The organism is Anabaena catenula FACHB-362 (genome assembly GCF_014698735.1).
Taxonomy (GTDB): Bacteria; Cyanobacteriota; Cyanobacteriia; order Cyanobacteriales; family Nostocaceae; genus Anabaena; species Anabaena variabilis_A.
In genome coordinates, this window is record NZ_JACJTQ010000021.1 from 18,686 (window position 1) to 31,468 (window position 12,783).

Sequence of the window (12,783 nt, forward strand, 5' to 3'; positions counted from 1 at the left end):
ATGGCAATAAAAATTAAACTAATGGCTGATTATGGGTGCGACCCTTTATGGTGGGCAGATGCTGATAAAGTTGGTAATATCGATCCAGCAAAACTGCCCCTCAGCCAAGAAACCATTAACCGCCTAAAAAATTGGGCGACCAGTTATAATGCAACATTAAATTGGCAAGATCCCGGTAATTCACCAGATTTGAGTCCAGAAGCAGAAGCAGCTTTTGAACAAGAAGGTATTAGTCTGTGGAAACAACTACAAAAAGAACTTGCACCTAATTATGAAGTTGTCTATTTCAGTGAGCAATTACGTAAAGTTGTAACAGATATCAACGAATTAGAATCTTTACTTACTATCAATGCTTAGTAGTAGATGATAAGCTTTTTTGATAAAACTGATATATAAAACTTTTAGGATGTATAACCCTGGCTCAAAGTCAGGGTTTTGTACTTAAACTAAAATATAGTCAGAATTTACACAAAATAAGACATAGCGCAAAGTGGTAAATTTATCAATCTTCCATCCTCTAACTACTTGGCGTTATAGTCTTAATTTGTTAGTCAGCAACAAGACCTTATTATGGTTCAAGAACTGGAACGTAAACGCCAGAGTGCATCTTTTCCCGAATCTGCTCCAGCAGCCAATCCTGTGTTTTTTAGAACCTACAGCCGTCGTACAGAGGCCGGTTTAAGAGAAACTTATGATCAGGTGTGCGATCGCACTTTACGCGGTTTAGTCGAACTGGGAAAACTCACCCGTGAAGAAGCTGCCCTTTTAGACAAAATGCAGCGCAACATGAAAGCTCTACCCAGTGGTCGCTGGATGTGGGTTGGAGGTACAGATTGGTTAACCAAACCCAAAAACTTCTCCGGTGCTTATAACTGCACTTCTACCAACTTGGTAGACTGGAAAGCCTTCGGTTTGATGATGGACTTAGCCATGATGGGCTGTGGTACAGGTGCTATCATTGAACCACAGTATATTAATCAACTGCCTCCTATCCGTAATCGCCTAAATATTACCATCACAGGTGAAATTGGCAGCACTCCTAAAGAACAGCGTCATGAATTTACACAAACCAATATAGAAGCTAACACCGCTACTATCCACGTTGGAGACAGTCGAGAAGGTTGGGTAAAATCCTATCAAACCCTTTTAGAACTCTCTACCGATGAACGCTTCAGTTCGACTTCGCTCACTGACCATACAGGTGACGTTCAAGTAATTGTAGATATTAGCGACGTGCGCCAATCTGGGGAAACCCTCAAAGGCTTTGGCGGTATGGCTAATCCTGTGAAGTTGCCTGGATTATATCAGCGTTGCGCCTCTATTCTCAATAAGGCTTTAGGTAGACAATTAAATTCAGTTGAATGCTGCTTATTGATTGACGAAGCTGCTGTAACAATTGTTGCAGGCAATATCCGCAGAAGCGCGGGTATGCGTCAATTTGTTTCTGAGGATGAACAAGGTGCAACTGCCAAGGATAACCTATGGCAACAAGACACAGAAGGCAACTGGCGCATTGATCCAGAGCGAGATTCTCTGAGAATGGCTAACCATACTAGAGTATTTCACCGCAAGCCAACCTTAGAAGAATCCATTGCTGCTGTACGTAAACAATATTACAGCGGTGAAGGGGCAATTCAATGGGCTGGTGAAGCTGTCGCTAGAGCCAATATTGATTTACTAACCACAGCAGGACTGAAAACAGATTTCTTGCAAGCATATCAGCAAGGAAAAGCCAAAGAATGGATACAAGAACGCTACTCAAGCATTGATTCTCAAGAATTAGAGCATCGTTTGGGTAGGTATGGATTGAATCCGTGTGGTATTTTTTGACACTTGCCTCACGTAAAAAACCCCGCAAATACGGGGAAAGCTGAGAAGCTAATCCCGTGGTAATCAATAGAACTAAAAAGCTATTGACACCGTACAGCGTAGAGAGTGACACTAGATTACAATGAAAATCGTTTTCTAGAATATAAATCTCCAAGAGTGTGGGGGTACGTATGACCAGTAATTTTTATGGCTACTCAGGTTTCTACGGTGAGCATTGTCTCAGGTCTAGTCTTGAATACATTTACGCAAGATACTTGGACTATATGAACATTGGTTGGACATACGAACACAAAACTTATACACTCTCCAACGGAGTTAGGTATAAACCTGATTTCCTACTGGAGACAGGTGAATATGTTGACATCAAAGGTGCATTCAACTTTACGTATGACCTGCCAAAAGTTCAGCTTTTTCAGTCTGAGTACAACGTAAAAGTTACGATTCTGCAAGAAAAAGACTTAAGACAACTTATCAAGCCCACTCCTTTTGTATTTGAACACTTGAAACAGGAATGGAAATCATTTGCTAAAGTCAGAGGCATGAATACCTTTGGGAGTAAAAACCCAATGTATGGTGTTACTCAAACTGAGGAAACCAGAGATAAAATTAGTGCTAAGGCAAAAGCTAGATTTGCAGATCCTGAATTTAAAGAAAAGTTTCTCAATAGTCCAAAGCGAAAAGCTTATCACCAATCTCGAAAAGGACAGAAAACAGGACTGATAGCTCCCAGATATACTTTAATTTGTGAATTATGCCAACAAAACTTTGAGGTGATACAACATAAAGCATCTCAAAGGCGTTTTTGCTCAAAGCATTGTTCAATCCAAGCACAGCATGGCAAAACTTCATTCACAAATTCAGGTATCCAAGCATTGGCCTATTCTTTCGCCTTAGACAATTCTGAGCAACTTTTTTCTTTAAAACTAAACAAGCTCAAAAGCTTCTTTCAGCCTTTGTGGGATTCAATTCAAAAGGAATACAACATTTTGGACATTAGAACTATCTGCCAAATTGTTGTGGGAAAACCCTGTAGTCGAAAAGAATTTCTCTATTATTTACAGTCATCCGTACAAAAGGTACGCGGAGCTACAGGGAATATAGAACCTGTAGAACTAGAGGATAAAAAGCCTCTAGGGTAACAAAACTGGAGATTATTGGTGCTGACTTCCACTGTAATTTGTCTGAGGTACACTTAAACCAACTTGATCCCGATAACTACAAAGAACAAGAAGAAGCATTTACAGCAGGTGCTTTGTCAGTGGCCGCACTGTTAAATCACCAATTCCTCGAACCCCGCTATCAATACAGTCGGGAACTAGATCCTATTGTTGGTGTTTCCTTCACCGGTTTATTTGACTTCTTTGTCCATGCTTTTGGGACAGATTGGTTACGCTGGTGGGAGGAAGGTAGACCTGAAACCCCCGAAGGGCTGGTTTTCAAACGTGGTGAACAAAAATATCTCAACTTTTGGAAAGATGTAGTCCATAAAGTAGTGTGGGAATATTGCGATCGCCATAATATCAAACGCCCCAACCGTTGTACCACAGTCCAACCCAGTGGCACTAAATCCCTCCTAACTGGTGCTAGTTCCGGTTGGCATCCCCCCAAAGCCCAAAGATTCATTCGTCGGATCACCTTCCGTAAAAATGACCCCGTAGCCCTAGCTTGTATAGACTATGGTTACAACGTCATACCATCTCAATCTGACAAAGACGAAAACGGCAACTTACTCAACGATCCTTTTGATTATCGTTGTACCGAATGGCTTGTAGAAATACCTGTTGCTGTATCTTGGGCAGATTTACCCGGTGCAGATGTGATTGATGTGTCTAAGTTCTCAGCCTTAGCCCAATTAGATTTCGTCATGCAAGTGCAGAGTCATTATGTCACCCATAACACCTCAGCTACTCTAGAACTACGTTCTGAGGAAGTTGAACCCTTGGGAACACGCATCTATGAAGCCATTCAAAACGATGAAGGATATATTTCAGCGGCTTTATTAGCGCGGTTTGACGATTTGCAATCATTCCCACGTTTACCCTTTGAACCAATAGACAAAGCCACTTATGAACGCTTGTCAGCAGAAGTGAAAGCAAGACGTACAACAGATGATTTCTGTGGGGCTTTAAGTCGTTACGATTTAGGGGAATTATCAGAAGCAGGCCCCAGTGGTTGCGATTCTGACAAATGTATGTTTCCAGATCAAGCACCAACTTCATAGGTAATGGGGTGATAGGTAATCGGTAATCGGAAATAATTCTTACCCATTACCCATTACCCATTACCGGAAATAACTTTCTAGGTTACGATTGATGAAGAATTAATAATTTTTAAGAGCAATACTTGGAGAGTCTAATGTTTATTACTGAATTGTCGCCCTTATTGAAAGAATTTGCCCAGCATCCAGCTTCATTTTTGGGTGGTTTTGTCTCTGGTGTCCTCAGGCTGAACTTAGCTGACGATCCTGTGAAAAGTTGGCTAGATCAACATATTAGTTCCAGCAGTTCCCCTACTTCGCGGGTTCAGAATGGCAAAGCCACTGGCCCCCAACAAATTTCAATTGATTAATCTTTTCTTAACCGTTAACTATGAAATGCCAAATGTTAACGGTTAATAACTGTAAAAGCGGAATAAAGTCTAGAATATCTAGGTTTTGTATGGCAGGTTAAGTCCAGATGGAAGAACTTTTAGAATTGCGCGAATTATTAAAAAGAGGCAACATATCCAGTGCGCTATTGATGATTGATGAAATGGAAGAAATGAGCAAAAAGGATATTCTCAATAAAATTCGTAGTTATGGCATCATTCTTCTGTTGCACTTGATCAAGCAAGAAATAGAGAAACGCACAACCCGATCTTGGGATGTATCTATCCGCAATGCTATTTTAGAAATTCAAAACTTAAACGCTCGTCCCAAATCTAAAGGCACCTACCTTGATGATAGCGAACTCCGCGAATCTCTAGAAAGCGCATACCGTCAAGCAATTAACCAAGCATCTTTAGAGATTAATGAAGGACAATACGATTCATCTGAGCTTCAGCAAATGGTAAACAAACAAGATATCTGCAACCGAGCAATGGCTGCACTCTCAGTATTTGCTGATGATGTCTGAATCAGGATGTCCAGGATTAAAGGATTAACAAGATGAAAAATATATATACAAAATTAGAAATTACAGCAGTTTTAACGTACTTAGACTACACGCTTGATTTCTCTCTGTGCCTCTGTGCCTCTGCGTGAGATAAAAAAGATGTGTAAGTCTCTTGTAGAGCGCGTCAGATGTGGAAAATTTGTTCATTGTTACCAATAAATTATTTATTAGCTAGAAAAAATACTTAAATCCACAGATACCCGACTGCTCGCTCAAGGACTAAACCAAATTTCCCTGTTCCCTGTTAAGAGTTCCCTGTTCCCTATCTTCCTGAAAAAGCAGCCCAAAATATCCAATTCTTTAGTTTATCTAAAAACAATCTTTAGTTATCAAAATACCTTTCTAAGATAGAGGCAGCGACCAAAAATCGCCATTGAGAAAACTGACCCAAAAGCAAAACGCTAGGGAGTAACAAAAATGGCTCAAGCCTCAGAATCTTTAGATTTGTCTATCAACTACGCTACAGACAAAGCCCTAGATCGTGATTGTACAACCTTATCGCGTCACGTACTCCAGCAATTGCAAAGTTTTTCGGCAGACGCACAGGATTTGAGTGCGCTGATGAATCGCATTGCCTTAGCTGGTAAACTAGTGGCACGTCGCATGAGCAACGCCGGGTTAATGGAAGGCGTTCTGGGATTTACTGGGGAAGTCAACGTCCAGGGAGAATCTGTCAAAAATTTGGATGTTTACGCTAACGACGTATTTATCTCAGTATTTAAGCAAAGCGGTTTAGTTTGTCGCCTAGCTTCCGAGGAAATGGAAGACCCCTACTATATCCCCGAAAACTGCCCAATTGGTCGTTATACCTTGCTCTATGACCCAATAGATGGTTCATCTAACACAGATACTAATCTCAGCTTAGGTTCGATTTTCTCCATCCGTCAACAGGAAGGAGACGATAGCGATGGTAAAGCTACTGACCTGTTGACCAACGGACACAAGCAAATTGCCGCTGGATACATACTGTACGGCCCCTGCACGATGCTGGTCTATACTATAGGTAAGGGAGTTCATTCCTTTACCCTTGATCCCAGTTTAGGGGAGTTTATTCTCACACAAGAAAATATCAAGATTCCTGACCACGGTTCCGTTTACAGCGTTAATGAAGGTAACTTCTGGCAGTGGGATGAATCCATTAGGGAATACATTCGCTATGTGCATCGCACCGAAGGTTATACCGCTCGTTATAGTGGCGCGATGGTGAGTGATATACATAGAATTTTAGTTCAAGGTGGTGTGTTTCTCTATCCCGGCACACTGCAAAAACCAGAAGGTAAATTACGCCTACTTTATGAATCTGCACCTTTAGCATTTGTGATTGAACAAGCTGGAGGTAAAGCAACTACAGGATTAGTAGATATTTTAGACGTAGTTCCGAAAAAACTACATCAACGCACACCTTTAATTATTGGTAGTAAACAGGATGTAGCTAAAGTCGAGTCTTTTATTCAAAACGGTCATTAGACGAAGTTGAAAAAAGCGTCTTGCTGATGCCAGTAATGAAGCTGAAGATGGGTAATTTGGGATTGGAATGCAGCACTAGCAATGTTTGTATGTGAATTTAAAGATTCATCTCAGTTGTTTGATGTCAAATTGAAAAACCACCATCAACTGAGGAAATTTATTAACTTTACTAGAAAACACTGTTAATTAGGAGTTAAAAAATAGCTATGGCAACCAATCATTTATTAGAGATTAAACAATACGGTCAAAGTATCTGGATGGATAATTTGAGCCGTGACATTATTCAATCAGGGGAACTCGAAAACTTGGTGAACAATCAAGGAATCTCTGGTATTACCTCCAACCCAGCTATCTTTGAAAAAGCAATTACTGGTAATGCCATTTATGATGCCGATATTGAAGTTGGAATTCGTGAGGGTTTACCGACATACAAAATTTATGAATCCCTAGTTTTTGCAGATATCCGCAATGCTTGTGATATTTTGCGTCCTGTTTATGAAGCCACGAATGCCCTAGATGGTTATGTGAGTATAGAAGTCCCACCAACTATAGCTGATGATACCCAAGCCACAATAGCTGAAGCTCGTCGAGCTTTCCAGGAAATTGGGCGGGAAAATGTGATGATTAAAATTCCTGGAACCCAGGCAGGTTTACCCGCTGTAGAACAAGCCATTTCTGAAGGAATTAATATCAACGTGACGCTGTTGTTTGCAGTCCAAAGTTACATTAATGCAGCTTGGGCGTATATTCGTGGCTTAGAAAAACGGGTTAGTGAAGGTAGGGATATTAGCAAAATTGCTTCTGTAGCCAGCTTTTTCCTCAGCCGGATTGATAGCAACATCGACAGTAAGATAGATGCGAAATTGCAGCTTGGCGTTGATGACATCAACCATGAAGCGAGATTGCGAGCTATCAAAGGGAAAATTGCGATCGCTAATGCCAAGATAGCTTACCAAGAATACAAGAAAATCACCAGCACTGATGCTTGGCAAGCCTTAGCAGCAAAAGGCGCAAAAGTACAGCGGTTATTGTGGGCCAGCACCAGCACCAAAGACCCCAGTTACAGCGATGTCATGTATGTCAACGAACTAATTGGCAAAGACACCGTTAACACCCTACCACCAGCCACAATAAAAGCTTGTGCCGACCATTGCGATGTTGCCAATCGTCTGGAAACAGGCGTAGAAGAAGCGTACACCCTCATCGGAAGCTTGAAAGAACCGGACATCAACATTGACATCAATAACGTAATGGACGAACTACTCGTTGAAGGTATTGACAAATTTGTCCAGCCCTTCCAGTCACTAATGAACTCTTTAGAAGGCAAAGTCAAGCTATTGTCACCAGTATAGAGGTTTGGTAATAGGTAATGGGTAATGGGTCATATTCCTTTCCTATTACCAATCACCAATTACCAATTACCTCTTCCCCAATCCAAAATCCAAAATCTAAAATCCTAAATTGTTATGGTCAGTCTGCTAGAAAATCCCCTACGCGTTGGTCTACAACAGCAAGGGATGCCCGAACCCCAAATTATAGTTATCTTTGGCGCTTCCGGGGATCTTACCTGGCGCAAACTAGTACCAGCACTGTACAAATTGCGGAGAGAAAGACGTATTCCTCCAGAAACCACCATTGTTGGTGTAGCACGTCGAGAATGGAGCCATGAGTACTTCCGCGAGCAAATGCAGAAGGGCATGGAAGAAGCTCATAGTAGTGTCGAACTAGGGGAACTGTGGCAAGACTTTTCTCAAGGTTTATTCTACTGTCCTGGGAATATAGACGACCCGGAAAGTTACCAAAAACTGAAAACCTTATTAAGTGAATTAGACGAGAAACGGGGAACAAGGGGAAACCGAATGTTCTACCTTTCCGTTGCCCCTAACTTCTTTCCTGAAGCTATCAAACAGCTAGGGGGAGGGGGAATGCTAGACGATCCCTACAAACATCGTTTGGTTATTGAAAAACCCTTTGGTCGGGATTTGGCTTCTGCCCAAAGTCTGAACCAAATAGTGCAGAAATATTGCAAAGAAAACCAAGTCTACCGCATTGACCACTACTTAGGTAAAGAAACAGTTCAAAACTTGCTGGTGTTCCGTTTTGCTAACGCCATTTTTGAACCCTTGTGGAATCGCCAATTTGTTGACCACGTACAAATTACCGTAGCGGAAACAGTAGGCGTTGAAGACCGGGCTGGTTACTATGAAAGCGCCGGCGCACTGCGGGATATGTTGCAAAATCACCTCATGCAACTTTACTGCTTGACGGCAATGGAAGCACCCAATTCAATGGATGCTGACAGTATCCGCACAGAAAAAGTTAAAGTACTACAGGCTACTCGTCTAGCTGATATTCATAATCTCTCACGTTCGGCAATTCGTGGGCAGTATAGTGCTGGCTGGATGAAAGGACAACCAGTAGCTGGGTATCGGGAAGAACCGGGAGTAGATCCCAACTCAACAACACCCACCTATGTAGCGATGAAGTTCATGGTGGATAACTGGCGCTGGAAGGGTGTTCCTTTCTACCTCAGAACAGGGAAGCGGATGCCGAAAAAGGTGAGCGAAATTGCCATTCACTTCCGCGAAGTTCCTTCCAAAATGTTTACTTCCGCTGCTCAACAGACCAACGCCAACATTTTGACCATGCGAATTCAGCCGAATGAAGGCATTTCCCTGCGCTTTGATGTGAAAATGCCAGGGGCAGAATTCCGCACTCGTGCCGTTGATATGGACTTTAGTTATGGTTCCTTTGGCATCCAAGCTACTTCTGATGCCTATGACCGCCTGTTCCTCGATTGTATGATGGGCGACCAAACACTCTTCACACGGGCAGACGAAGTGGAAGCAGCTTGGCAGGTAGTCACACCAGCCCTTTCCGTGTGGGACGCACCGGCAGATCCTACCACCGTTCCTCAATACGAAGCCGGTACTTGGGAACCAGCAGAAGCAGAATTCTTGATTAACCAAGATGGTCGCCGTTGGCGCAGACTCTAAGAATAAAGTCATTAGTCATTAGTCATTGGTCATTAGTAAAAGTAGATGACTTAATGACTAATTACAACTGACAAATAACCACTGATAACTGACAAAATCCAAAATAGACTATGGCTACACAAGCTCCAACAATTTTTTCACTACAAGCACCTAAGGATGTTTCGCTCACAGAAATAGAAGCGGAATTAACTCAAATCTGGCAAAGTTATGGTATTACAGGCGATGACGGTGGACTACCTGCTGCAACCCGCGCTACGACATTTACTTTGGTGGTTTATGAACCGGAAGAAACCCAGTATTTGTTAGCTGCAACAGGCTTTTACAACGGTCCCATCGATGGTATTTTGGGGCCACAAACAGACGCAGCATTGCGGGAAGTACAAAAAAAGCATGAATTACCAGAAACTGGTACTGCCACACCGGAAACTCTCACGGTTTTACGGGAAGAATACTTCAAAAAGCAGCACAGCGGACCACAGGGAGATAATCATGGCGCGGCTATGGGCTATACTTTCAGCGCCACTAGTCCTACCATTGCTGATGAAATCGCGCTCCGTAACCCTTGCCGCATTATTGCTTTGTGTCCCATTGCTGGGGAAGATGAGGGGGTAAAGGCGCAAGTTTCCGCCTATTGTCCAATTCAAAAGCAATCTTCCAGTACACTAGTTTGCTGTGAATACATTACTCTCACAGGGACTGTGGCAGCTTTGGAAAGAGTTGGAGGGATGATTCCAGCTTTGTTAATTGGTGGTTTGCCTAAGTTTTTGTGGTGGAAGGCTACACCAGATGCTCATAACCCTTTGTTTAAAAGGTTAGCAGCAGTTTGTAATAATGTGATTGTTGATTCTTGCAACTTTAATACTCCAGAAGATGATTTATTGACTTTGCAAGAATTGGTAGAAACGGGTGTACCTCTGGCTGATTTGAACTGGCGGCGTTTGGCTGCATGGCAAGAGTTAACTGCTGAAGCTTATGATGCACCTCAGCGTCGTGCTGGTTTGAGAGAAATTGACCGTGTAGCTATTGATTACGAAAAGGGCAACCCTGCTCAAGGTTTGCTGTTTTTGGGTTGGTTGGCAAGTCGGTTGGAATGGCAGGCTGTTTCTTATTCAAAGGAAACAGGTGATTATGATATCACTCGCGTTCGTTTTTTGGCTCAAGACCAAAAACAAATAGAAGCAGAATTAGCAGGTGTTCCCATTGCTGATATTGGTGACATTGTTGGTGATTTGATTGCTTTGCGCTTGAGTTCTACTAATCTTCAAGCTAATTGCGGAACTTTAATTTGCTCGGAAACGGGTGGTTGTATGCGGATGGAAACTCACGGTGGCGCTCAGTCTGCTGGTTTGTTTCAACAGGTAAGTTCTCTTTCGGAACAGAAAGCAGAAGTTTTGTTGAGTCAACAGGTACAACGCTGGGGTCGTGAGGCTTTATTTGAGGAAAGTTTGGCGGTGATAGCACAAACTTTGAAGTTGGAAAATCGATAATTGGTAATTTATTCCTCACTTTTTTACCCTCTTGCTGTGATGTAAGGGGGTATTTTTTATCACTGATTTAACAGATTTAAGGATTTCACGGAATGAAGGATTTTTTGGGAAATGAAAGGGTTTAATTCATTATCAAAGAACTCAGTTTTTGTAGGTTGGGTTAAGCGACAGCGCAACCCAACAAAAGTCCGTAAATGTTGGGTTTCCTAATGTCAAACGCCATTCGCCACAAGCCGGGAAACCCGTCCAAAGCGATGGCTCCCCAACCTACCTAATTTAATGTTTTTAGCTTAACCGACAAGTATTGGGACGGAATGAAGGATTTTTTGGGAAATGAAAGGGTTTAATTCATTATCAAAGAACTCAGAATTGAGGTTATTCGCTAAAACTAGATAATTGGCGTTTATAGTAAAAATGTGAATGAAATAATTCTAATTACCAATGTCAATAATCATTGCTGGAGAACGTAGCGGGGTGGGTAAGACAACTGTGACACTTACCCTTTTAGCGTCTTTGTGCCGTCGTGGTGCAAAGGTGCAATCTTTTAAAGTGGGGCCAGACTATATTGATCCGATGTTTCATCAGTATGTTACTGGTCGTGCTTGTCGGAATTTAGACGCTGTGCTGACTTCGGCAAGTTATGTCCAAGAATGTTTTCATCGTCATTCCCCAAGGTGCGAATATGCTCTAGTTGAGGGGGTAATGGGTTTATTTGATGGGGTGAAGGGGACTGGAGAAGAAAATCAACTACCAACTGATTTTGCGAGTACCGCGCACGTTGCACGGTTATTAGACATACCTGTGATTTTGGTGATTGATTGTAGTCGGTTGTCTGGTTCGGTGGCTGCGATCGCACATGGTTATTGTTCTTTGGATAGTAGAATTAAAATTGCTGGGTTAGTGTTGAATCGGGTGGGAAGCGATCGCCATTTATCCCTGCTCAAAGATTCCCTAAAACCGCTACAATTACCGATTCTCGGCGTTTTACGAAGACAAGATAACATCACTATACCCGACCGTCATCTTGGTTTAGTCCCCACATCTGAATTACCACAATTGAATGATGTAGTCAATCGCTTGGCAGATTTAGGCGATAATTGCTTTGATTGGCAAAGATTATTACCACTACTTCAAGTATCTCCAATTTCAGTTATTAATCCTCAATCTCCCAAATCAAAAATCCCCAATCTCAAATCTCAAATCAGAATCGCAGTTGCACGAGATCAAGCTTTTAATTTTTACTATCAAGACAATTTAGATTTACTGGAACAATTAGGTGCAGAATTAGTTTTTTGGAGTCCTTTGGAAAATACAGAATTCCCAAAAAATATCCAAGGACTTTATTTTGGTGGTGGATTTCCCGAAGTATTTGCACAACAATTAGCCGCAAATACCAGCGTTATTAAAGAAGTAAAAAAAGCTATTTTAGCCGGAATTCCCACAATTGCAGAATGCGGAGGATTGATGTATTTAAGTGAAAATATTATTGATTTTGAAGGTAAATCTTGGTCGATGGTGGGAATTTTACCAACATCGGCACAAATGGATAAAAAGTTAACTTTAGGATATCGTCATGGGATAGCTTTACAAAATAGTTTCTTATTCGATGCTGGAACAAATATTTATGGACATGAGTTTCATCGTTCTCATTTAATTACTAATTCTTCACAACCATTATTTGATACATATCGTTATGATTGTGAAGAAAATACAGGATTTGAAGGTTGGAATTTACCTAATGTTCATGCTTCATACATTCATCAACATTGGGGAGAAAGTGTAGAAATTCCCCAAATGTTTCTGCAACAAGCTCAAAAATTTGGTGAATAAAATTTTTCTTACAGGATAACT

At 41.7% G+C, this 12,783-nt stretch carries 9 protein-coding genes and 2 pseudogenes; all 11 read left to right on the plus strand.

All coding sequences use genetic code 11. The features are described 5' to 3' along the window. The 11 genes and pseudogenes from H6G68_RS14675 (at position 1) to H6G68_RS14725 (ending at position 12,762) form a co-directional block, all read left to right on the plus strand. On the plus strand, positions 1-357 hold the full coding sequence (locus H6G68_RS14675) for a hypothetical protein (RefSeq protein WP_190907308.1): 357 nt from the start codon (positions 1-3) through the stop codon (positions 355-357). Between the two features lie 213 nt (positions 358-570). Continuing rightward, positions 571-1,821: pseudogene (gene nrdJ / locus H6G68_RS14680) on the plus strand (ribonucleoside-triphosphate reductase, adenosylcobalamin-dependent); the annotation flags it as partial. A gap of 272 nt (positions 1,822-2,093) precedes the next feature. Beyond that, positions 2,094-2,969: an NUMOD3 domain-containing DNA-binding protein gene (locus tag H6G68_RS14685; RefSeq protein WP_190907309.1), complete on the plus strand. Its 876-nt coding sequence runs from the start codon at positions 2,094-2,096 to the stop codon at positions 2,967-2,969. Positions 2,970-2,977: 8 nt separating this feature from the next. Then, positions 2,978-4,051, plus strand: a pseudogene (nrdJ, locus tag H6G68_RS14690) (ribonucleoside-triphosphate reductase, adenosylcobalamin-dependent); the annotation flags it as partial. A gap of 134 nt (positions 4,052-4,185) precedes the next feature. Next, on the plus strand, positions 4,186-4,398 hold the full coding sequence (locus H6G68_RS14695) for a ssl0294 family protein (protein WP_190907310.1): 213 nt from the start codon (positions 4,186-4,188) through the stop codon (positions 4,396-4,398). 107 nt (positions 4,399-4,505) lie between these two features. Further along, positions 4,506-4,943, plus strand: a complete 438-nt coding sequence (locus tag H6G68_RS14700) for a DUF29 family protein (RefSeq protein WP_190907311.1) — start codon at positions 4,506-4,508, stop codon at positions 4,941-4,943. A gap of 456 nt (positions 4,944-5,399) precedes the next feature. Beyond that, positions 5,400-6,449: a class 1 fructose-bisphosphatase gene (gene fbp, locus H6G68_RS14705; RefSeq protein WP_190907312.1), complete on the plus strand. Its 1,050-nt coding sequence runs from the start codon at positions 5,400-5,402 to the stop codon at positions 6,447-6,449. Positions 6,450-6,655: 206 nt separating this feature from the next. Continuing rightward, positions 6,656-7,801, plus strand: a complete 1,146-nt coding sequence (tal, locus tag H6G68_RS14710; protein ID WP_190907313.1) for a transaldolase — start codon at positions 6,656-6,658, stop codon at positions 7,799-7,801. A gap of 114 nt (positions 7,802-7,915) precedes the next feature. Then, on the plus strand, positions 7,916-9,445 hold the full coding sequence (zwf, locus tag H6G68_RS14715) for a glucose-6-phosphate dehydrogenase (RefSeq protein WP_190907314.1): 1,530 nt from the start codon (positions 7,916-7,918) through the stop codon (positions 9,443-9,445). A 110-nt stretch (positions 9,446-9,555) separates the two neighbouring features. Next, complete coding sequence (opcA, locus tag H6G68_RS14720; protein WP_127051869.1) at positions 9,556-10,932, plus strand: glucose-6-phosphate dehydrogenase assembly protein OpcA; 1,377 nt, start codon at positions 9,556-9,558, stop codon at positions 10,930-10,932. A gap of 441 nt (positions 10,933-11,373) precedes the next feature. Then, positions 11,374-12,762, plus strand: coding sequence for a cobyrinic acid a,c-diamide synthase CobB (locus tag H6G68_RS14725; protein ID WP_190907315.1), 1,389 nt, complete (start codon positions 11,374-11,376; stop codon positions 12,760-12,762). Positions 12,763-12,783: the final 21 nt, after the last annotated feature.